This window comes from Halodesulfovibrio marinisediminis DSM 17456, from assembly GCF_900129975.1.
Lineage (GTDB): Bacteria > Desulfobacterota > Desulfovibrionia > Desulfovibrionales > Desulfovibrionaceae > Halodesulfovibrio > Halodesulfovibrio marinisediminis.
Genome location: NZ_FSRG01000003.1, coordinates 1 through 21,921, shown reverse-complemented (window position 1 = coordinate 21,921; position 21,921 = coordinate 1). Strand labels below are relative to the sequence as shown.

Annotated in this window: 26 protein-coding genes and 2 rRNA genes; 8 read left to right on the top strand and 20 right to left on the bottom strand. The window is 44.4% G+C overall.

The genetic code is table 11. The features are described from left to right. Positions 1-105: 105 nt before the first annotated feature. From BUR09_RS00150 to creA, 10 genes are all read right to left on the bottom strand, one after another. Complete coding sequence (locus tag BUR09_RS00150; RefSeq protein WP_074214952.1) at positions 106-663, bottom strand: helix-turn-helix domain-containing protein; 558 nt, start codon at positions 661-663, stop codon at positions 106-108. Between the two features lie 244 nt (positions 664-907). Continuing rightward, on the bottom strand, positions 908-2,335 hold the full coding sequence (gene dnaA, locus BUR09_RS00145; protein WP_074214951.1) for a chromosomal replication initiator protein DnaA: 1,428 nt from the start codon (positions 2,333-2,335) through the stop codon (positions 908-910). Between the two features lie 508 nt (positions 2,336-2,843). After that, positions 2,844-3,566, bottom strand: a complete 723-nt coding sequence (gene thyX / locus BUR09_RS00140) for an FAD-dependent thymidylate synthase (protein ID WP_074214950.1) — start codon at positions 3,564-3,566, stop codon at positions 2,844-2,846. A gap of 33 nt (positions 3,567-3,599) precedes the next feature. Then, positions 3,600-4,568, bottom strand: coding sequence for a Holliday junction branch migration DNA helicase RuvB (gene ruvB, locus BUR09_RS00135; RefSeq protein ID WP_074214949.1), 969 nt, complete (start codon positions 4,566-4,568; stop codon positions 3,600-3,602). Between the two features lie 2 nt (positions 4,569-4,570). Further along, positions 4,571-5,173 carry a Holliday junction branch migration protein RuvA gene (ruvA, locus tag BUR09_RS00130; RefSeq protein WP_074214948.1) on the bottom strand — a complete coding sequence of 201 codons (603 nt, stop codon included), beginning with the start codon at positions 5,171-5,173 and terminating at the stop codon, positions 4,571-4,573. Positions 5,174-5,450: 277 nt separating this feature from the next. After that, positions 5,451-5,942, bottom strand: a complete 492-nt coding sequence (ruvC, locus tag BUR09_RS00125) for a crossover junction endodeoxyribonuclease RuvC (protein WP_074214947.1) — start codon at positions 5,940-5,942, stop codon at positions 5,451-5,453. A 282-nt stretch (positions 5,943-6,224) separates the two neighbouring features. Beyond that, entirely contained in the window at positions 6,225-6,974 is a 750-nt protein-coding gene (locus BUR09_RS00120; protein ID WP_074214946.1) for a YebC/PmpR family DNA-binding transcriptional regulator, read from the bottom strand. A 114-nt stretch (positions 6,975-7,088) separates the two neighbouring features. After that, entirely contained in the window at positions 7,089-7,700 is a 612-nt protein-coding gene (locus BUR09_RS00115; RefSeq protein WP_074214945.1) for an RlmE family RNA methyltransferase, read from the bottom strand. Between the two features lie 214 nt (positions 7,701-7,914). Then, positions 7,915-8,454 carry a 3'-5' exonuclease gene (locus tag BUR09_RS00110; RefSeq protein WP_074214944.1) on the bottom strand — a complete coding sequence of 180 codons (540 nt, stop codon included), beginning with the start codon at positions 8,452-8,454 and terminating at the stop codon, positions 7,915-7,917. 1 nt (position 8,455) lies between these two features. Beyond that, positions 8,456-8,932 carry a protein CreA gene (gene creA, locus BUR09_RS00105; protein WP_074214943.1) on the bottom strand — a complete coding sequence of 159 codons (477 nt, stop codon included), beginning with the start codon at positions 8,930-8,932 and terminating at the stop codon, positions 8,456-8,458. Positions 8,933-9,150: 218 nt separating this feature from the next. Between creA and BUR09_RS00100 the strand changes: the two genes are divergently transcribed. Both BUR09_RS00100 and BUR09_RS00095 read left to right on the top strand, forming a co-directional pair. Beyond that, positions 9,151-9,639, top strand: a complete 489-nt coding sequence (locus BUR09_RS00100; RefSeq protein ID WP_074214942.1) for a universal stress protein — start codon at positions 9,151-9,153, stop codon at positions 9,637-9,639. 22 nt (positions 9,640-9,661) lie between these two features. Next, a complete protein-coding gene (locus BUR09_RS00095) occupies positions 9,662-10,174 on the top strand; it encodes a universal stress protein (RefSeq protein WP_074214941.1) in 513 nt (170 codons plus the stop codon). Between the two features lie 140 nt (positions 10,175-10,314). Here BUR09_RS00095 and BUR09_RS00090 read toward each other — a convergent pair whose 3' ends face one another. The 4 genes from BUR09_RS00090 to BUR09_RS00075 form a co-directional block, all read right to left on the bottom strand. Beyond that, positions 10,315-10,653, bottom strand: coding sequence for a tRNA-binding protein (locus tag BUR09_RS00090; protein WP_074214940.1), 339 nt, complete (start codon positions 10,651-10,653; stop codon positions 10,315-10,317). 116 nt (positions 10,654-10,769) lie between these two features. Beyond that, entirely contained in the window at positions 10,770-11,585 is an 816-nt protein-coding gene (locus BUR09_RS00085; protein ID WP_074214939.1) for a helix-turn-helix domain-containing protein, read from the bottom strand. 108 nt (positions 11,586-11,693) lie between these two features. Next, positions 11,694-12,713 (bottom strand): type I glyceraldehyde-3-phosphate dehydrogenase, encoded by a 1,020-nt coding sequence (locus BUR09_RS00080; protein WP_074214938.1) that lies wholly within the window; start codon positions 12,711-12,713, stop codon positions 11,694-11,696. A gap of 63 nt (positions 12,714-12,776) precedes the next feature. After that, a complete protein-coding gene (locus tag BUR09_RS00075) occupies positions 12,777-13,148 on the bottom strand; it encodes a hypothetical protein (protein WP_074214937.1) in 372 nt (123 codons plus the stop codon). A gap of 676 nt (positions 13,149-13,824) precedes the next feature. Here BUR09_RS00075 and BUR09_RS00070 point away from each other — a divergent pair. Both BUR09_RS00070 and BUR09_RS00065 read left to right on the top strand, forming a co-directional pair. Further along, positions 13,825-14,724: a LysR family transcriptional regulator gene (locus BUR09_RS00070; RefSeq protein ID WP_074214936.1), complete on the top strand. Its 900-nt coding sequence runs from the start codon at positions 13,825-13,827 to the stop codon at positions 14,722-14,724. A gap of 75 nt (positions 14,725-14,799) precedes the next feature. Continuing rightward, complete coding sequence (locus BUR09_RS00065; protein WP_074214935.1) at positions 14,800-15,171, top strand: hypothetical protein; 372 nt, start codon at positions 14,800-14,802, stop codon at positions 15,169-15,171. A gap of 35 nt (positions 15,172-15,206) precedes the next feature. Here BUR09_RS00065 and BUR09_RS00060 read toward each other — a convergent pair whose 3' ends face one another. After that, the gene (locus BUR09_RS00060) at positions 15,207-15,710 is read right to left on the bottom strand and encodes a universal stress protein (RefSeq protein WP_074214934.1); all 504 of its coding nucleotides are present in this window, start codon (positions 15,708-15,710) and stop codon (positions 15,207-15,209) included. A gap of 169 nt (positions 15,711-15,879) precedes the next feature. Here BUR09_RS00060 and BUR09_RS00055 point away from each other — a divergent pair, with 169 nt between their 5' ends. After that, a complete protein-coding gene (locus BUR09_RS00055) occupies positions 15,880-16,518 on the top strand; it encodes a nitroreductase family protein (protein ID WP_074214933.1) in 639 nt (212 codons plus the stop codon). A gap of 46 nt (positions 16,519-16,564) precedes the next feature. Here the strand turns inward: BUR09_RS00055 and metF are convergent, their stop codons facing one another. After that, entirely contained in the window at positions 16,565-17,437 is an 873-nt protein-coding gene (gene metF, locus BUR09_RS00050) for a methylenetetrahydrofolate reductase [NAD(P)H] (protein ID WP_074214932.1), read from the bottom strand. A 196-nt stretch (positions 17,438-17,633) separates the two neighbouring features. Here metF and BUR09_RS00045 point away from each other — a divergent pair, with 196 nt between their 5' ends. From BUR09_RS00045 to BUR09_RS00035, 3 genes are all read left to right on the top strand, one after another. Beyond that, positions 17,634-17,906 (top strand): hypothetical protein, encoded by a 273-nt coding sequence (locus BUR09_RS00045; protein WP_074214931.1) that lies wholly within the window; start codon positions 17,634-17,636, stop codon positions 17,904-17,906. Between the two features lie 23 nt (positions 17,907-17,929). Then, on the top strand, positions 17,930-18,760 hold the full coding sequence (locus tag BUR09_RS00040) for a phosphodiester glycosidase family protein (RefSeq protein WP_074214930.1): 831 nt from the start codon (positions 17,930-17,932) through the stop codon (positions 18,758-18,760). 146 nt (positions 18,761-18,906) lie between these two features. Continuing rightward, entirely contained in the window at positions 18,907-19,203 is a 297-nt protein-coding gene (locus BUR09_RS00035) for an FmdB family zinc ribbon protein (protein ID WP_074214929.1), read from the top strand. A 50-nt stretch (positions 19,204-19,253) separates the two neighbouring features. Here the strand turns inward: BUR09_RS00035 and BUR09_RS00030 are convergent, their stop codons facing one another. The 4 genes from BUR09_RS00030 to BUR09_RS00015 form a co-directional block, all read right to left on the bottom strand. Beyond that, complete coding sequence (locus BUR09_RS00030; protein ID WP_074214928.1) at positions 19,254-20,195, bottom strand: cation diffusion facilitator family transporter; 942 nt, start codon at positions 20,193-20,195, stop codon at positions 19,254-19,256. A gap of 26 nt (positions 20,196-20,221) precedes the next feature. After that, positions 20,222-21,061 carry a ThiF family adenylyltransferase gene (locus BUR09_RS00025; protein WP_074214927.1) on the bottom strand — a complete coding sequence of 280 codons (840 nt, stop codon included), beginning with the start codon at positions 21,059-21,061 and terminating at the stop codon, positions 20,222-20,224. Positions 21,062-21,609: 548 nt separating this feature from the next. Continuing rightward, positions 21,610-21,724 (bottom strand): 5S ribosomal RNA (gene rrf / locus BUR09_RS00020). 118 nt (positions 21,725-21,842) lie between these two features. Next, positions 21,843-21,921: ribosomal RNA gene (locus tag BUR09_RS00015) — 23S ribosomal RNA — on the bottom strand; the annotation flags it as partial.

Sequence of the window (21,921 nt, the reverse complement as noted above, 5' to 3'; positions counted from 1 at the left end):
TTAACGTAATAACTTTTTTGACAACATCCCCTGTGTCATGTCCCTCACCGGCGTGCACTTGCACTTGCGGGGTCGCAGCAGCTCGCTCACTGCACCGGAAAGGGACTAGCTAATCACGTCGAGAAAAGTCGCTGATTCCCCATCAAGCCCACGTAATGCATGAGGAATACGTGAATCAAAGTAAATGGAATCACCGGCTTCGAGTTTATGGCGTGTCTGATCAAGCCATACTTCTAACTTGCCTTCGAGCAGATAAATGAATTCCTGCCCGCTGTGCTCGTTCCAAGTAAGCTCGTTTAAATCTTTAGCAGGAACAGTTACAAGAAACGGTTCCATCTTTTTATTAGTAAAACGTGCAGCAAGGTTGAAATAATCATAATCTTTACGGCGCTCAACGCTGAGTCCTTCACCTTTGCGCACAAGAGTATAATCATGCAGGTGACCTTCCTGACCAGTGATCAGAGAAGTAAGGTCAACACCACAGACAGTTGCAATATCTTTTAAGTAGCTAACAGGAATCTCGGTTTCACCTTCTTCGTACAGTGCTACGACTTCCGGCTTAACTCCGATTTTCTCGGCGAGCTGTTCGACTGTCATATCTACAGCTTCACGAAGCCCTACCAAGCGGGGAGCAATTTCTCTATATGCTTTATTCTCGTGCATATTTCCTCCTGACTGACAATGTAACAACATTGTTCACAGCAGCGTTATTACATTTTTGTAAAAAAGCAAAGCTTTTCTTTTCCTCTACCAACCCATTAATGTTGCTCTCAAATGCCTGCAGTTGCCAATGGGGATGTAAAGCTAGGCGCTTTTACTTACATGCATCTGAAGAACAAAAAAGGCGCGTGCCGCATCGAGCGGTACGCGCCTCATCACTAACAAGACTTACGACCCCCGATTATTCTCAGGGGGCGGAAATTCGTCCATTCTTCTCAATCATCTTCACAGTATTAGACACCTGACGACCAGTCGGTGTGCTACGACTCATTTCACGTTCAAGGTTTGTAATGCCTTTCAACACGGTTGAATGGCGACGGTTGAACTGCAAACCGATCTGCTTCAAAGAAAGATCAGTGTGCTTACGAGCAAGATAGAAGATGGTGTTGCGCGCTGTTACCAGCTCACGCTTACGGCTGCGTGAGTTAAGCTGATCAAATGAAAGATCAAAACAGCTACATACACAACGTATAATGGAATCCATGTTCATTACGACTTCACGGGATGCATAATGCCCAATAACGTCCCATGCCATGTCCATAGAAATTCGTTCGTTCAGAATGCGAGCTTTCAGAATAAGGTTGTGCAAGCAGCTCTCAATCTGACGTACATCTGAATGAATGTTTTCTGCAAGTAAATCAGTCACGTTTTCTGGCAAATCTACCTGATACAGACGTGCTTTTTTGCAGAGAATATCGCGACGTGTTTCAAAGTCCGGCTTATCAATAACAGCAAGGAACCCTGAGCAGAAACGGGAAACAAGCTGATTATCAACATCTTTCAGATCACGTGGAGCAAAAGAACTGGACAGCACCACGCGGGAACCGCGGGACTGGAGAGATTTAATTGTTGCAAGAACTTCATCCTGCATGCGTTCTTTGCCCTGAAGGAAGTGGACATCTTCAAGCAAAAGAAGATCAATATCACGGTAACGAGCTTTAAACCGTTCAGTATCACGATGCTTCAGAGAAGTTACGAGGCCGGTCGCAAATTCTTCAGCAGTGAGATATTCAACTCTTGGGTTAACACGGTTACTATGTTTACAAAGCTGGCCGCCCACAGCCTGCATGAGGTGTGTTTTACCAAGTCCCGGAGCTGAACTCAAAAAAAGCGTATTACAAGAAAGAGAATCGCGTGTAATCCCCTGTGATGCAGCGAATGCAAGGTCGTTGCTTGGACCAACTACAAAGCTGTCGAAATCAAATCTCCAGTCGAGGGCTTTAGAAACCAGCGTCTGTTCTACAGGAAGCTGCTGCTGTACGGCACGTCTGTTATCAGCACCAAAAAGTACCGGTGCAGAAGCTATCTGCGGTTCAGGTACAGGTGCAGATTTCGGCGCAGCACTTTTGGCTTGCGCTTTCGGCGTTACAACTGCTTTAGCCGCACCCGCAACAACTGTAATAGTAGGACGTTCACCCATAACAGTAGTCGCAGCTTCAGCGATATCGTTCACCAGGCGCTCACGCACCCATGATGCTACGAAATCATTAGAAGCTGTCAGCCGGATGGCATTGCCATCGACTTCTGCTTGTAACGGTGAAATCCATACTTTGAAAATGCCAGGGTTAAGGCTTTCTTGTAGAATTTCTCGGATTTGACCCCAAATATCAATCATGGGGATGTTCCTACGTTCTTTCATGCTATTCCGCAATTCGAGTTAAACCAGTGATACCTGTTAGTCTGTACACAGGTACTATCATCCGGCTAAGTTTAACAATATCTCGATTTATCTACCTTTTTTAGCAAAATGCCATTTTCGGGAGAATTATTCGACTAACGGACAACAAGTGTTGGCGCGGTCGACTTTATAGTTTCCACAATTCTGTGGAAAAGTTTTCCACAATTAGTATTGCCGAAAACTGAAGAATTCGCCTTTTAAAGCTAATATTCGAAAAAGGCAATCATCTGACGCACTTTTTATTCAAGCTTTTTTGTAAAAAAGTATGTGAGAGCCACATATCTATGTAGCTCTCACTCTCTATGCAAATCGAAACAACTTTTCTTTACAATATGTTATAAAAATATCGCTTAATTTAACGTCATCTATTCGGATACGCACATTGTAAATACCAAATATACAATCTACCAATATAAGGCGGTTACACGTGGTGAGACCCGATTAGTTATGGAAGTGGATAACGCCCGCAGGTGAACTTCTCCCCTTCAGGGCAATACTTCAACTTCTCACAGCGGGCACCCGCATCTTCGAAGACACACGGCAACTCTTTGCGACAAATTTCCAGCATCTGATTCGCCATCTCTCTAATCTCCCACTGTGCACGGGTACAACAGCGGTGCTCAAAGAAATTGATAAGGCTTCGACAGTTCATTGTTACTACAATTTTGGATTCTGTAGCTTGCGGTAACACAAAGCGGGCATCTTCTTTTGCCTTTTCGCCTCGTCCGTTATCTTCAAGAATCTTTTTTAATTCCTGATAGGCATCACCGACTTCATCTAAAAATTTCTCAAAACGTGCTTTTGCTTCAGAAATCTTTGCAAAAGCAGGCGGCAGAATGTAGTCGAAATTACTACCGTCAACATAGCGCTGGCTCTGCTGGGAATAAGATGCGATGCGATGGCGGACAAGTTGATGTGTTAAGGCACGGGAAACACCTTCTATAGCGAAGGTAAAAGAAACATGCTCTATTGGGCTGGCATGACCGGACTCCATAACCTTACGGATAAAAGCAGCCTGTTTTTCTGCGGGAATCTCTCCATCTACAAGCTTGGTGTGCATGTCGCCCACAAAGCCTGCATGGTAGCACTGCCTGAACGCTGCATAAATAACTGCCATTGGGTCTGGAGTTGAGGCAACAAGTTCTACCCTGCATGTTTTCTGAGGCATATTCCCTCCCTGGTTATAAGTTGTCGGCACGACCTATGCCAAAAAATTTAGATGACGATACGCCTTGGCTGTAGCAATTCGGCCACGATGAGTACGCTTAATAAAACCGCATTGAATAAGATACGGCTCGTAAATATCTTCAATCGTCTTAACGTCTTCAGAACAAGCAACAGCCAGTGTTTTTGCACCGACAGGCCCGCCACCGTAATGCTCAATAAGAACACTCAGTAACTTTCTGTCCATCTGATCAAGACCGCTTTCGTCAACGTCCATCATCTTCAAAGCGCTGTTTGCCAGTTCAGCATCAACTACCACTCCACCCTTAACGGTTGCAAAGTCGCGAACACGGCGCAGCAGTCTGTTGGCAATACGAGGCGTACCACGAGAACGACGACCTATTTCCAAAGCGCCGTCCGGTGCGATATCAACGCCTAAAATGCGTGCTGTACGGGTTACAATAGTTGCAAGCTCTTGCGGAGTGTAAAACTCCAGTCGGCAAATTACGCCGAAACGATCGCGCAGCGGTGAAGATAATAATCCGATGCGGGTTGTGGCTCCTACCAGAGTGAAGGGCTCCAAGTCAATCTTTACAGTACGAGCTCCCGGCCCCTGACCGATAACAAGATCGAGCTTAAAATCTTCCATCGCAGGGTACAGCACTTCTTCAACACTTATTGGCATGCGGTGGATTTCATCCACGAACAAAATGTCGTTACGTCCCAAGTTCGTTAAAATAGCAGCCAAGTCACCACTGCGTTCCAGCACAGGCCCTGAAGTTGAAACAATATTAACCCCAAGCTCTTCTGCCATAATCTGCGACAACGTTGTCTTACCAAGCCCAGGGTTACCATAGAACATGGTATGGTCCATCGCCTGACCACGCGTCTTTGCAGCCTGAATGTATACTTTCAAATTCTGACGCAGCTCTTCCTGACCGATAAAGTCATCAAGAGACGAAGGACGGACGGATTCGTCCATGCAGATATTCTGATCAGTCTCCATTCTTATCCCTTTGCAAGAGCTTTAAGCGCACTACGTAGAGCGCTGCCCACATCAAGATCCGGCTCATTTTTCAAAATAGTTTTGAGTAAAGGAGCCGCCTCATCTTCGGCGTAGCCAAGGTTAGCAAGGCCATCCAAAGCATCACGGTACACGCTTGTGACTGGAGCATCGTCCTTGCCGGAAACAACAGGCATTTCATCCACTTTAAGCTTGTACTTTAACTCAAGAAAAATATGCTGTGCGCCCTTTTTCCCGATACCGGAAACTTGTGTTAGCGCATTAATATCTTCTTCAAAAACAATACGGCGCAAATCATCCGGACGGAATACAGACAAAATTCCCAGCGCTGTTTTACCACCAACCTTGGAAATAGAAATCAGCGTGGTGTACATCTGGCGCTCATCCCATGATTCGAAGCCATACAGTTCCAATGCGTCTTCACGTACAACGGTGTAGACAAAGACTGCGATGTCACCGCCCTTAGCAGGCACTCGGTTCATAGTATGAGCTGGCAAACGGACTTCGTACCCAACACCGCCTTCTGTAACGATGATGACACTCTGCTCCGTTGTCTCTGCAATTTTACCTTCGATATATGCGATCATAATATGTGCTTTGAGGAGTTTTTATAATGAATTGAACCGGAAAGAAGAACATCGCACGCAAAATGCGTACCTGCCTCCGGCTATCAAGAGTCTCTTACCCAAGACGCCTCAATAAATAAAGGGCGTTTTACCGTTGGCATCAACAGAATTGCTGGATGAGGCTTATCCTAAGGCATGCCTCCAGCGGATTATGCGCCATATTAGTCGCATTATACCTCAATCCCTAATACCATAAATAGGTAATGAACGCACGTGATTAGAATTGAAAAAGCGTATCTTAAAGATATCTTGAATAACGACTTGTATTGAGATGACAGACAGCGGCGGCAAGTGCATCGGATGTATCTAATGCCCAGCTTGGCTTTTTCACACCCAGAATCTGCGCAACCATAAAAGCAACCTGCTCTTTAGCTGCGCGTCCACCACCCACGATGGTCTGCTTAATTTTTGTTGGCTCATAGCTGAAAACTTCAATATCGTTTGCAGCACATGCTGCGAGAGCAACCCCTCGAGCCTGACCAAGCTTTAACGCTGATGCCGGGTTTTGCGCAGTAAAGACGTTTTCCACCGCCGCAACGGTTGGTTTATGCAATTGCACAATGGCATTGAGCTCTTTAAAGATCACCCCCATACGCCGTGCAAAATCTTTATCTGTAGCTCGAATTGCTCCACAGTCTACTAATTTTGCCACACCGGAAATCTCTTCAATTACGCCCCACCCCATCACACGGGAACCAGGGTCAATGCCAAGCACTCGATTAACAGTCAAAACTTACTCCACCGTTCATATAATGATATACTCTAAATACTCACTATGAAGCCTCTGTACTCTTTCGTCCACAACTGAAAAGTACAACGACAAATTAGAACACATCAACAAAAAAGGAGAGAGTTAACACTCCCTCCTTTTTCTAGCTAATTAAGAACAGCTGTATCTTGTTTGCGGCAATTGTCTTCGCCAAAACGTTAACGTGGCCGAGAAGATGTCCTTCTCGCGGCTACAGGACAAAGCCCATCAGCCGAAGGAAACAATCACCTAAACAATCAAAACTTATTCAGCGTTAAGTTCAGCCATTACTTCGTCAGAAACGTCCATGTTTGTGAACACGTTCTGTACGTCATCATTTTCTTCAAGGAGATCGATCAGACGGAGCATTTTTTTAGCGCCTTCAGCATCGAGTTCAATGGTGTTCTGAGGGACCTTAGCACGCTCTGCGGATTCGATTGCGATGCCAGCTTCTTCAAAAGCAGTACGAACTGCTTCCAAATCGCTTGGTTCACAACGGATATCCCATTCTTCTGCTTCTTCGATGATGTCTTCAGCACCAGCTTCAAGACCAAGATCCATTACCTGTTCTTCGCTAACGGCATCCTTCTTGATGATGATCTGACCTTTATTGTCGAACATCCAAGCAACAGAACCAGCTTCACCCATGTTACCGTTACCTTTGTTCAAGGTGTGGCGCACTTCAGCAACGATACGGTTCTTGTTATCAGAAGCAACCTCGATAAGGATAGCTACACCACCTGGACCGTAACCTTCATAGGTAATCTCGTGGATATCGCCACCAGCAAGTTCGCCGGTACCTTTTTTGATTGCGTTTTCAATTTTATCTTTAGGCAGGTTTACTGCTTTAGCAGCAGCAATAGCAGAACGAAGACGCGGGTTGTTTGCAACGTCGCCACTAACTTTAGCAGCAATGATGATCTCTTTTGCTGCGCGGGTGAACTGCTTAGAACGAACTGCGTCCTGACGCCCCTTACGGTGCTTAATGTTAGCCCATTTACTATGTCCAGCCATGATTCCTCCTTACGCCGTTGCAGCGAACGCACTACAACTAGGACACTAAAAATAATTACACCCGCAACCATTTCGGGTGCTAAAAATCAAAAGGAAATCGATTTAGGATAACGGTTAGTATTCGTATTCGAATTTCTTTCCGTTAAATCCAAGACCGATGTAGAAAATTTCCTTACTTTCATCACGAGAGCTTTTTGGTTTAAAAGACTTCACGCTTTTGAAATACTTACGCATAGAAGTTGCGTATGCCTGCACATCAGGCCCCATAAAGATTTTTACAATAAAGCTGCCATTAGGCTTCAAGCAGTAGCAAGCCACATTAAGCGCTTCATAACAGAGCTCGGCAGAACGAGCCTGATCTGTAAATTTATGGCCTGTTGTTTTAGGTGCCATATCGCTGATCACCACATCAAACGGCATAATCTCGGCAAGTACGTCTTCAAACTCCTGAGAACGCTCAAAAACGTCTTCCTGCATAAAGCGTACGTTTGGTGGGAATTCTGTTTCAGTGGTCTGAATGTCAGCACCGATAACAAGTCCGTCCGGTCCCACTTTTTCAGCAGCACCAAGCGACCATGACCCAGGAGCAGCACCAAGGTCGAGAACCTTCATCCCTTTGGAGAAGATACCAAAACGCTTATCAATTTCTTTAAGCTTATATACTGATCGTGCGGGATAGTTATCTTTCTTCGCCCGCAGGAAGTAATGATCACGATATTTTTTCATAATAAAACCTGTGCATTTGTACAGTAAAGCGCAACCAACGCCAAGCGACTAAAAGGCAAAAGCCGCAGCATAGTACCGTGCTGCCATGATACCATGAGGTCATCAAAACAGCACGTCAGGGTTGTTACGCGTAATCACATCGAAGAAACTCTTCAACGCGACGGATAGTCCGCAATGGATGTAAAGGTAAAGTGAGATTTCTGCAAGTTTAACGCTACAGCATGTTCGGAGCAGCAAACTGAGGCTGTAATCGCAACCCTTCAATGGCGATACGGGCACAGGCTTCCGCATCAGAACCGGCATGGTGATGCTGAAGAGTAATACCAAGATGACCGGATACCGTATTTAGTTTGTGATTCTCTAAATCCGGCCATACCTGCCGTGCAAGTTTAACAGTGCATAAAAAACGCTCAGTTACTGACGGCATTCCTGCAGATGCAAGACAGGCAGAAAGGACAGAACGATCAAATGATGCGTTGTGCGCTGCAACAAAATCTACACCTTCAAACAACGGGGAAAACTGCGGCCATACATCTGCGAACACAGGCTCGTTTTCAACATCTTTCCAACGAATGTTATGAACCCGCACACAAAACGGACTAAAATTGCTTCGCGGTGGCTGCACCAGACGGTACAGACTATCAACAATCTCTCCGTTCTCAACACGCACCACCGCTACAGCGCAAGCGCTATCCCGTTTGGCATCGGCGGTTTCAAAGTCGATCGCGGCGAATGTTCCTTTATATCCAGACATATTATTTGCCCCAAGGAAGTACTGGAACCGTGGAGATTGAGTTTTTAGGCGAACCTTCTACCACACGGTCACTATAGGAGAGGTACACAAGCACATTACGCTTAGGATCGTAAAAACGTACAACCTGCATTGTTTTAAAAAGCAAAGAAGTACGCTTCTTAAACACAGCTTCGCCATCCTCTTTACCATCACGAACACGTTTAGGAATACTGATCGGTCCAATCTGTACGCAATCAACAGAAGCATCAGAAGTATCTTCTGCCAGCCCCAAAGATCCGCTTACGCCGCCTTTCTTAGCGCGACTCAGATAGCAGGTAACACCGTCAATATCCGGATCGTCAAACGCTTCAATAAGAATTTTGTCATTAGCTCCGAGAATCTTAAACACGGTGCTCACGGAACCAATTTCTTCTGCGACAGCAACAGAAGTCATACCAAGCACAAGTGCCATGCTTAGTAGCAGTGTATGTAGTTTCATACGCTCTCCTCTCCGAATGATTTCAAGAGAGCGATTCAACCGTAAAAACGGTATTTTTGCAAGCTTTGCCCATTTTCCCACACAGGTCCGACCGTATCATTGGAGTTTTTTTCAATTGATGTACACTTATTTCATATCCGTCCAAAAAACAGCATTACGGCCGTATGCGGATATTTGTCATACAATTTTTGCAAGAATAACTTAACAAGGAGACCGTTATGCTCCCAGAAATTAATAAAATTCTTCTTGCCACTGACCTTTCAGAAGATGCCGCAGTCGCTCTGCGCTATGCCATTAGTCTGTCAGAAAAATATGATGCCGAGCTCATCCTTCTTCATGTACTCCCAGAGATGCGGGATCAGCTTTATTTAAGCTCTGGTTTCGATTTTGCTGCAATTTACGATGACAAGACATTGAAGGTATTGCTTGAAGCCGGTGCAGAAAAAGCCAAAGAAACCGTTGCAGACATGATGCGCCAACAATGTGAAGAAATTGCAGAAGGCAGCGAAAAATGTGCAGCCATCACGATGAATCCAATCATCGCAACCGGCAACGCAGTAAAAAAAATTCTAGAACATGCAAAAGAATGCGATCTGATTGTCATGGGAACAAAAGGGCACAGTAAAATTGGTGGTATTCTTGTAGGTAGTGTTGCACAAGGTGTTATTGCCAAGAGTCCTACACCGGTACTCATTGTCCGCTCATAACATTCAGTCATCGGAGATTGTCATGCTGCCTCAAATTCACAAAATTCTATATGCAACTGATCTTTCCGATCCGGCTAAGCACGCTCTTAGTTATGCACTTTCCATTGCCAAACAATATCAGGCAGACCTCATGCTGTTACACGTTATCCCGGACTGGGCACGCAATATATCACTTTCCTCCGGCCTCGACTTTGCAACAATTTATAACGAAGACGCATGGCTCAAAATCAAAGACGACGTTCTTCGAGTTAGCATGAAACACGCAAAAGAACGCATTGAATCTACCTACAAAAATTACAAGCAAGAATTGGAAGCAGCAGGTATTGCCACGAGTGTCCATGTACAGACTGGGCACCCTGTAAAAACCATCCTGCAATTTGCCAATCAGGCTGATTTAATTGTTATGGGTACCTATGGGCATTCCAAACTCGGCAGTATCTTCGCAGGCAGTGTAGCCCAAGGCGTTATTTCTAAAAGTACAAAACCGGTATTGGTTGTGCACTTGGAAAAGGACGGAACCGAAGCTCCGCTATAATTTTCAATCACAAAAAGAGGGGAATGCATTCCGCATTCCCCTCTTTCACTTTTTATTCCCTACGTTCTGCTCTAGAATATGCACGCATAGTACTCCCCCGGAAAACGTCTTAAGCACTTACTGACAATTCAATTCAGTCGTTAGCAAAGCTTAGCACCAAGCGGCACGTCCTTATCAACTCCGCATAACACAATGTCGCCATTGCCATCGGCAAAACCAGTCACAAGACATTCCGACATAATGGGACCAATCTGCTTGTTAGGAAAATTCACAACAGCCACAACCAGTCGGCCCACCAACTCTTCCGGAACATAATGTTTTGTTATCTGCGCACTAGACTTACGCTGTCCGATCTCTTCACCAAAATCTATATGCATTATGTAAGCAGGCTTGCGTGCCTCTTTAAAAACTTCTGCTGAAAGAATCTTTCCCACGCGCAATTCCACTTTTTCAAAATCATTCCATGCAATAGTTTCCATACTCTTTTTTCATCCTCTAGATGTTACAGGAACATTTTAACTTGGTCTGGGAACCTATTGGAAGAATAGCAGATAGCGTTATAAGCGTCTTGAACAAAACTGACATGCTATCCCTGTTATGCAGGCATCCTTTGTTTCTTATATTGTCCAGGAGTCAATCCGTATCGCTTCTTAAATTGTCGAGTAAGGTGGCTTTGATCTGAAAGCCCGACCTGCGTTGCAACATCAGAAAAGGACACACCACTGTCTATAAGATTGCGGGCTTTTTCCAAACGGAGTTGTGTTAAATATGCATAAGGAGTCATTCCCTTTTGTAATCTAAACAGGCGGATGAGATGATAGCTTGTACAACCAAGCATAGCTGCCAGCTCTTCAAGCAAAATAGGAACATCTAGATGCACATGAAAATATTCGATGGCCTTAGCAACACGCTTATCACCTACGTCACGCGCAGGCTTAATCTTATGCCCACCACACGCCTCGAACAACCTAGAGAAGGTTTCCAAAACCAGTTCATCTGCCCGTAGCGTATCCCGCATCCCAAGTAGATACTCATGCAAGACTGTCAGATTTTGCCACAAGCCTACATGTTCTATCACCCTGTTTCCTAACGGAGCCATGTATGCTTTTTCATATATACGTGCATACTGCTGCTGGAAAAATTCCTCCGAACAGTAAAAACTGCGCAGGTGACTGCTAATTTCATCACAGGAACGGTTAGCATGTGGAACCTCAGGTTCAATCAAGCTGACGGCACCTGTCTGCAACACATCACTTCCGCCGTTTACAGTATAATGCTCGCCAGTTTCCGAATTCAGCCACAACACATACGCATCATGTAAGTGCGCACGAAACTGATGACCTCCGGCACAAGATAATATCTCAAGTCCGGCATATCGAGATGGAGGATACACTATATTCATAGTCCCCATACTAATCACTTCCTACAACATGAAGCAAGACGCTTCTGAAAACTAAACATAAAAAAAAATCTGCCCTTACGGACAGATTTTTTCTCAACTATGTTGTTGCACACGTAGTTAGACAGCGGAAGGCATCCCGCCTTTCAGCTGTTTTTCCTCCTCAATCATTCTGGCAACCTTTTCGGTTAACCGCAGAAGCTGATTAGAGAAACTGGCTTCATTATCGTACCACGCTACCAGCTTAAGCATTGTTCCATCCTGAACTGCAGTAAGCTGTCCATCCACAATAGAACCGAACGTGGAACCATTAAAATCAGACGAGACAAGAGGCGCTTCGGTATATCCAAGGTGATCGTTTGCAGCTTCGCGCAGCACCCTGTTCACCTCTTCTACCGTAGTTGATGTTTCAAGTTCCAAAACGCAGTCAATCATTGCCACGCTCACTGTCGGCACACGATAAGCAATGCCCTGTAATCTTCCTTTCATGTCAGGAATAACTTCAGCCACTGTTTCAGTAGTTCCCACGGGGGTTGGAAGTATATTCATATGACACGCACGGGCGCGACGAAGATCAGGATAATCATCATCCAGCAGCATCTGACGTTGCGTAACCGGATGGATAGTTGTCATATATCCCCTTTTTACACCAAAGTGATTATGGAGATGATACAACGGAAGTGCAAGACAGTTTGTAGTGCAGGATGCGTTAGAAATAATATGATGATCAGCGTGCAGATCCTGCTCGTTCACCCCCATAACAATCGTAACATCCGCCTCTGGCGCAGGACAGGCAACAATCACCTTTTTAGCGCCGCAAGCCATGTGTTGCTGACAATGTTCGCGGGCTGAAAAACAGCCTGCCGCTTCTATGACAATATCGCACTCACTCCAGTCCCACTTGTGGCAAGCTTTCTGGGTAACGGACACAAAAGAGTCCTTCAGCATAAAGCCGCCTTCAACGCTTTTAGCGTCCATAAAGCGACCATGAGCTGAATCGTATCGTAATAGATGCGTCGCATCTTCAGCGGACATGAGATCATTAACCGTTACAAGGCGCAAGTTCTCATGTCCGGAGAGTAAGCGGGTAAGGTACCGGCCAATACGGCCGAATCCATTAATCCCAATAGTTACAGACATCTCTCCCCCAGCTGAAAAACACAACATGCCGGACAAATGGGAGCCATCCGGCAACCGAAAAGTCTAGGCTTCCCAAATTTCAATACTTTCATCTGAAATTTCTAAGTCTTCAATGAAAGCAGTTGCAAAGCCTTCTTCACCTTCCGGTACGATGACAACAAACTGAATATCGTGACCATCTGCATAATCTGCAAATGCTTTAAAACGCTGAGAGGTTTCCGGCAGAGCAAAAAAGTCTTTTGTAACAACGTCAAAGATAAATTTAACGTTTTTTCTGTTAGTCGCCTGCAGCTCCGGCATAAAACCATTCACTTCTTCCGGTTCATCAAAACCCTCGAACCCGTAGGTGCGAATATCTTTGTATCCGGAGTCCATCAATGCTTCTAATGCGGTTTCTACTAATTCATCACGCAGTTGTAACACGTCATCATGCATGTTTTTCTATGACCTTATAATATATAGTAAAAGATATTTCTCCGCAGCACGCCACACATGCAACGCGGAGCTAGTAATTTCAGCATACACTCGTACTGCATAGCTAATCCCAACTGCCTGGTCAGTCAAGACGTATACTCGCGTAGGCTGTGGTTTTTCTTCATATTTGCATAAGTTATTTTTACAATTATTTCTATACGTTCCTACTCTACTATTCAGTATCGATTACAACAACAGCATAAACAAGAGTAGGTTGAGTATAAGAAATATTAAACGCGCGACTGTTATATTCCATATCAGTCAGCTTTATTAACTTCATAAGTTTTTTTTTGATTGCACTATGAAAAAATCGGCGTAGAATGGCTTTGCCGCCAGTGTTATCTCAAAAATGAGACTCTCGTTCGCCTCGCTCCTCTGCTCATACCTTTTTTATGAACGCAAAAACAACACGGCAGGTAGTAAAATTTATGTGTAATCCCTCTGCAGTACTGCTTACTGCAGAGGGATTATTAATTCTTTTTCGCAAGTTACTGTCAGTACACCACTAGGACAGTTGCCTTTTCCATACAGTAACGCACTCTACCGTGAGTACACACTCATTGTTATGGAATGATTTGCAGACTATTTTGACTATCATACCAAATCCTCGTACTGTTGGATTAGGTATGGAGGACTCATGAACTTTCGACAGCTAGAACTTTTTCTTTCCCTTGCTAAGACGCCTAATATTTCTGTTGTGGCTAAAGAGCATTTTCTCACCCAATCTGCTGTTTCAGTTGCCATCAAAGGGCTGGAACAGGAGCTTGGCGTTCAGCTTTTTGACCGCCTCAATCGCAGACTTAGTCTGAACTCTAATGGAAGAATGCTGCTGCAGAATCTTGAACCGGTTATGCAGGACTTCCATAATGTACTTCATTCATTTGAAGGTGACTTGCTCACTGGCATATTGAAAGTTGGAGCCTCATCAACTATTGCCGACTATATCCTACCGCAGATTCTGTTCGAAGTTTCCGATTCGTATAAACAGGTTACTATTGAAACCGTATTCTCAAACCCGCAGGCTATTATTGAAAAAGTAGAAAACGGTGACGTTGATCTTGGACTGGTGGAAAAAGAAATTCCTAACAAGATGCTTATCTATACCCGTCTTTGTGAAGACGATCTCATTATTGTTTCCACGGATGAAAAACTAGCCCAAAACGGCCCGTACGACATCGAAGACCTCCTCGATAAAAAATGGATTATTCGTGAATCAGGGGCTGGTGTCCGTGACGCACTTGAAGACTACATGGGACCATTGATGAACAAACTGAATGTAGTTCTTGAGCTGGACCATACAGAGTCCATCAAGCGAATCCTTCACAATCCTCACACAATCTCTTGCATGTCCCCGTTTGCAATTCAACGTGAACTGGACAGCGGTGAAGTGTTCCCAATTGAAATCAAGGGGCCGCCAATCAGCCGTTACTTCTACTCTGTTACCCACAAAGTGAAGTACCGCACACGCCTGCTGGATAAGTTTGAAAAAGCTGTTTCTTCCTACCTGGACACAGACAAACTTCTCTACAGGATCTAACAACGCCGACTTGCAAACTACGACATTCGCACGTACTGTTTTTTACTACATGATTCTTCAAAAAGGATGAGCGCAATGTTATGGAATGAACTGTTTCACGTGGTGGGACAAGACTGGATGCTATTTGGTCTTGCTTTCATCTTACTCTTTATGTTTATACGTCGCGCTCTGCGCGTAGGCGGTTTTCTGGGTTTCACCGGCGTAATCACAACAGCGATTCTTCTTGCCATGCTTACATGGCTGCAATGGAATAAATACCAAGTCGGCAATTCCATTGTGCAGATTATTACGTCGGATAATCCTTCATACCGGATCCTTACTCCTGATAAGGAGCCGATGTTTAAGCCTGTAATCGTAACCATCGACAATGTTCGATACATTACAGACGCAGAAAATGAAAAATCTCAGAAGCACCTGCCATGGCGAGTCATCGCCATGCCCAAATAGAGCGATAAAAAAGCCCACTTACAAGTGGGCTTTTTTTATCGACATAACAGCCAGATAACACAATTTCGCGCCTCCTGAAGGATGTACTGCGAAACACTGCCAAACAAATAAGCATCACTACGAGTCATCCCTCGCCTGCCAATAACAAGTGTATTGTAATGTCCCTGTCTTTGTTCCTTCAAAATATTTTTTGCTATCAGACGCTTACGCTCAGTATCTTCCAAAGGCTCATCACGTTCATCAAGCGTCACAAACTTATTCTTAACACACGCAGGATCAAGTTCAGACTGCTCCAACTCTTTCACTATCTTATTGTGCAACTTCAACTGCTTTTCATGCTCCTTCGTGCATTCATCCTTCCATAGACTGGTAGTTGCATAAAGTGAACAAGCGGGAAGCTGCTCTACTGTCAGCACCATAATCGTATACTTGCCTTCACACCTGCCCGAAATCAGCTCCATCAGTTCTCGGCAATAAGTAAGAGCTTCACGGGCACTTTGACTGGCATCATATGCCACAAGAATTCGCAGTTCTTTCACTGTACATCTCCTTCAGCAATACATCGGAAACGACCCCTTATTTAAGGAAGTGTATCTCCCCGCTAATCTTCTTTGCATGATAACTATGGTGTTATACTATTCCAGTAAGCTTAACCAAACCATAGTACAACTAATAATAAAAGTTACAGCCAAGCACAGGAGTATTTATATGGAGAAAACATTCAAACAGATTCTGCAAAACAGACGGGCAATCAACTTTTTTGACCCTGAACGCAAGGTTCCGGAAGGATTGCTCCGAGAGCTTGTTGCTGATGCAGCCCACACTCCTTCAAGCTTCAACTTGCAGCCTTGGAATATTATAGTACTTCGGGATAAGGACGAAAAAATGCGCTTGCAAAAGCTGGCAATGAATCAGCCAAAGGTAAGCGAAGCCCCTGTCACACTCATTATGCTTGCAGATACAAAAGCATGGCATAAAGACAACGACTCGCTACAACTCGTGCTTAATCATAAATTGCAAGACGGGGAACTGAAAGAAGAGCAACGCGACTGGTTTCACGGTGTCTGCGAAAAACTATATGGAAAGTCACGTGATTCAGAATTGGCGTTTGCGGTAAAAAACACTGCCTTCTTTGCAATGTCTCTTATGTATGCCGCAACAGCAAGAGGCCTGCAGACACATCCCATGGATGGCTTTGACCATGACGGGGTAAAGAAAGAATTTAATATTCCGGAAAATTATTGGGTTCCACTGCTCATGTCTGTGGGCTACCACGCTAAGAACGCAGAAGTCCTTCCGATAAAACAACGTAAGTCCTATGACGACATCGTTCTGTCATTTGCATAAAAATTCACTGCGGTGGGCATTATACATGCCCACCGCAGAAACAATCTTACAATTTTACTCGGTCTGCTAATTCCAGACACATATCTGCTTTATTGAGCGTATAAAGATGGATACCTGGTGCACCACCATCAATAAGCTGACGAATCTGGTTAACAGCAAACTTTAACCCAGCTTCTTTTACAGCCTCATCGCCACCTCTTTCGTTCGCTTCTTCCAAAGAAAGGTATAACTGCCCAGGAATGTTCGCGCCACACAGGCTTAAAATACGACGAATAGAGCCAAGAGACTGAATCGGCAAGATCCCCGGAATAACCGGCTTATTGATTCCATTACTCCGCAGGCGAGATACAAAATCAAAGTATTCACGCACATCGAAAAACAGCTGTGACACAACAAAGTCACTGCCTGCATCAATTTTAACACGAGTGTAGTGCAGGTCATCAGCAAAAGTTGGAGACTCAGGATGCGCTGCAGGATACCCAGCCACTGAGATACCAAAGTCTGGATGCTCAGTACTTACAAGATTCACAAGGTCAGAAGCATATCTGAACTCCTGATCATCCCAGCTAAATTTCTCATCCGCTGGAGAGTCACCGCGCAGTGCCAGCACGTTATGTACATCTGCTTCACGCAGTTTATTAATAAACCCGTTAATTTTTTCTTTTGAAGCGCCTACGCAGGTAAGGTGAGCCATGGGCTCAATACCGGCATCATGCTTCATACGTGATGTAATTTCGAGGGTATTATCTTGTGTGGAACCACCTGCACCATAGGTAACAGATGCAAATAATGGATTAAGCGCCTTTAGACGATCCACTGTAGAAAAAAAGGAATCCCACTGTTTTCTTTCCCTTGGAGGAAAAAATTCCAGTGAATAAAAAGGCTTACTTTGACTCTGAATGGCATCAATAATTTTCACAAAACTACCCTCAACATTTCTATTTAAACAACCCAGTATCACTTTTTGTTCATGTGATGCCTACTTATATATCAATAGAACTTGATATGTCAATATTTAAATATAGTCATTTAGTTTGAAGTGGACAGACAGGTGACCGAGGCGTATTAACCTGATAAGAAACAAATAGAATTTACATAAAGGAGTTGAATTTCCTATGTATCCTTGGCAAATTTTTTATTTGGTAGCAGTTGCAGCTCTTGCTGGTTATGTACTTCTCCGTTCTCCTGAAGGAGCGACCGGAAAAATTATGACATTTATGCTTAACTGGCTTGCACCATACACCTCCATCACCATTGCTTTTGTTGCAATTTTTCAGCAGGGTTTTCTTCCTGCGCTGCCGTTTTTTGCTCTTGCCGCTTTCTGTTTTATTACGTTCTTAAAACGAAGCACAAACGCAACTGCAAAAGAATCGATGACCAAATCATAAAGCCGTGCAAAGCATATTCCTAGATGATTGATTGCCGTCGCTTAGCCCTTTCAGCTGTAGCTGGTTTAATTTTAGTCTGCAGCTCAATTCTTCCACTTAAGGCAGATGTCAACTGGACTCCAGTTGCCAAAGGGCTGGCTTTGGCTGAAATTCCTCTGAAAAACAGTGGACTAAGATCTGCCGCAATCACAGCACTTCGCATTTGTCCTAGAGACTATGAATTTTTGCTGCTCATGCGTTCCAGAGAAGGCGATGCCTTTACTCCTGAGCAATGGGCAGCACGCTTCAATCTTACAGCGCTCATAAATGCCTCCATGTATCTTCCCGATAACTCTAAGAGTACTGGATACATGCGCGACAAAAAACACACCAATAATGGCTTCATCCATAACAGCTTTGGTTCGTTCTTTGTCGCAAACCCTATTCAAAAAGGCCTACCTACCGTAGACATCATAGACCGACACCAACATGAACATGGCAAACTGCTTCCCTGCTACTCAACGGTCATTCAGAACTACCGACTTTTTTCAGAATCCCGCACCCCCCTCTGGCCGAAAAAAGCAAGAGAGACATCCATTGCAGCTGTCGCAAAGGACTCAGCAGGAAACATAGTATTCATTCATTGCCGCACCCCTATGACAGTTCGTAAATTTACCAAACGCCTACTTGAGTCTGAACTACAACTAGAATCCGCCATGTATGTTGAGGGCGGTCCTGAAGCGAGTATGTATTTAAAGACTCCTGCTCTTTCACGCAGTTGGGCTGGTCGTTACATCGGAGATTTTTGGAATACCGAAGGCAAACAATGGATTCTACCCAATGTACTCGGTATCCGTGCAAAGGCTGACCGTTAGCCACTTGATTTTGCCTGCATGCCTTGATAGTTCTTTATCAGGTCGTCTCACCGGTTATACTCATACTACTTAAGCAGACCGAAACTGTTCAAATCCACACTACACCTTGTAGTGATATAAATACTTATCCAGTTAGGAGAGAGCACATGCCTCTTTATGATTTTGAATGTCAAAAGTGCAAAGAAGTGTTCGAAGAAATTGCTTCTTCAGACTGTACTTCAGGTGAAACCTGCCCTGCGTGCGGAAGCACAGACACCATCCGTATGGTTAGTGCTCCAAGTCCTATTCCGGGCAGTGGTACAAACCGCTTACCAAGCACACTCGTGCGTGGTGGTGGAGCTAAATTTGAAAAAGTACCAATGCCTAAAAAACCAATTCCAAAATCAAAGCCGAACTGCCCATCCGGAGGATGCGGAAGCTGCCCAAGCGGCTCAGGCAATTAATACTAAAAAAAGCCGAGGTAATTACCTCGGCTTTTTTTATCAAAATAATATCAAACTGTTCCACGCTTACGCATTCTTCGCTGCTGTCTTACTCGCCGTTCCGGTATATATGGATCAACATGAACTAACGCATCGGCAACATCATATTCACTATTCATCAGCAAGGTCTCTACCCTATCTGCAATAGCATGACCTTCCTCTACAGAAATCGAACCATCGACAGCTACATGCAAATCTACAAATACTGCCACTCCCTGATACCGGGTTCGCACTTTGTGCACATCCAGCACACCATCGACTGATTCTGCCAGCTTTTTCAAGTCCTCAACGGTCTCTGTCGATACACCTTTATCTACAAGCTCATTTACAGCTGGCATAGCAACTTCCCAAGCTGCATGAATAATAAAGAAAGCAACAATAATCGAACCGACAAGGTCAACCCAATAAAGATTAGGAAAAGCAAGTGCAACAAGTACGGAGGCAGCCGCAGGGATAGAACTCAACGCATCACTGCGATGATGCCATGCGTTGGCAATAACGGAGGGAGCTTTATGCAGGCGTCCATAATACGCAGTCCATCTATAAAGTACTTCTTTTACCACAATTGATAATAATGCTGCCCACAAAGCTACATATTTAGCATGGTGTAAACGTTGCTCTGAATACGCAACAGAGGCATCGACAACAATACCAATGGCAACTACGGCGAGCAAAATACCAATTCCGGCAGTAAGCAATGTTTCATATCGCTGATGTCCATATGGGTGTGCATCATCTGGAGGAGCTGTCCATATCCGCACACCAATCAACAAAGAAACATCTGTCAGCAAGTCAGAAAGACTGTGAATACCATCCGCGGTAACAGCACGACTGTTACCCAAAATACCTGCAACAATCTTTATCAACGCAAGCAGGACATTAATAACAAGCCCAACCCACGTAACTTTTGAAACAGCAGCAATCTGTTGTATCCGCCTAATCTCATCTGGCATACATTATCCCGTAAGCTCATGGTCCATTATAGGGTTACATTTTGGAAACTCATATCCATCAAATCATAAAAAAGAAGAGAATCAGACGGTTCATTCCAACATAACGTTTTCAGCACCTCATTCACCTGCAACGACGCCGCCATTGCAACTGTTGATGCTGGAGTCCCAAGAACATCTTCCGCAGCGCCGCCAGAACCAAACAATTCAGCAGGACCAGTCTGGCCTGGCAAGATTGTCCCTACATACCCACTCAAACCAGCAACTGCAGCTGTTACCATCGGTACATTGCAAACAGCGGCAGCCTGCTGCAAATCAAGTCGGGTATCAAGTCCACCAAGACAATCCACTACCACATCAACATGCTTAGCATAGTCTATTAATGCATCACCACGGAGAAAATGATCAACTCCGATAAAATTAATTGTGGGATTCACACGCTGCAAACGACGCCTGGCTGTTTTAGCTTTCTTTTCACCAAGAGAGTCAAAAGTAGCATTCAGCTGTCGATTCAAATTTGTTGGCTCAAAAAAATCGCCATCAGCTCCGACAATCGTTCCCACGCCAAGTCGAGCCAGTTGTTCAACAACATAACCTCCCAGCCCACCAAGCCCTACTACAAAAACTTTGGAGCTGAGTAGGTTATATTGATCTTCCATAGAGATTAATGAAAAGTTTCGAACATACCTTTCTGGCAGGATATTTTGTTTTAACGCCGCTTTTTCAATTTCAATAAGCGGAGTCCCTTCAGCTTTTGAAAATGCCTCTATTGCTCTAACAGTTAAAACAGAAATAGCTTCACCGTTCGGCAATGTTAAAGACTCACTTGCTTCCTCAATAGCATGAGATAATACAACGTTAGTATTCATATAAGGTACACTCCCTCTGCTCACCTAACCATATCAATACACTGTCCGCAAGGTACTACGATATATTTCAAACTAAAAAGAGCGTAAAGACCTGAAGACTAAACTGCAATACCACCGAAAGGAGTATAATGATACATCTGCAAATTGTATATCTGAGTAGAGTACGACATTATTCTAGCGTCAAAGGCTTGTCTGCATCCCGTTCCAACGAATATCTTCGTGAATTTCTTAGGAGAACAATTTCCAGACGAAAAGCTATCTATGTCGAAGGAGAGTTATCCTTATTCTGATTCAATTCCCCAGCCCAACCAGTAACAGTACTAGTTCATTTCATAAAAAAGGTTTGCACAGCCTTGGATCAAAGCGTCGCCATAAGACGCTTTTAAACTTTATCACAACCCTTATCGCGTAGGAGAAATCCAACAGGATCTAAGAAACAAAAAACGCCCACTAGCTTCAAAGCTAACGGGCGCTCACACTTTACTGCGTACTATCGACCAACCAAAAAAAAGACCGCGTTTCGTTTGAAACGCGGTCTTAGAAATAAATCTTGGCAGCGACCTACTTTCCCACAGGCTCCCCTGCAGTATCATCGGCGATGGTCGGCTTAACTTCCGAGTTCGGAATGGGATCGGGTGTACCCCAACCTCCATGGCCACCAAGAAAAATATGTCGGGTCAGTCAGTTCTTTGGAAAGGCGAGCAATATTTACCTTGCTGCCACATCAAAGGGCTAACCCTGAAATATAATCTTAAGGGAGGAAAAGAATGATTTGATGTAGAAAAATAAGGCTCACGGACTATTAGTACTGGTTAGCTGAAGGCATCGCTGCCCTTACACACCCAGCCTATCAACCTGGT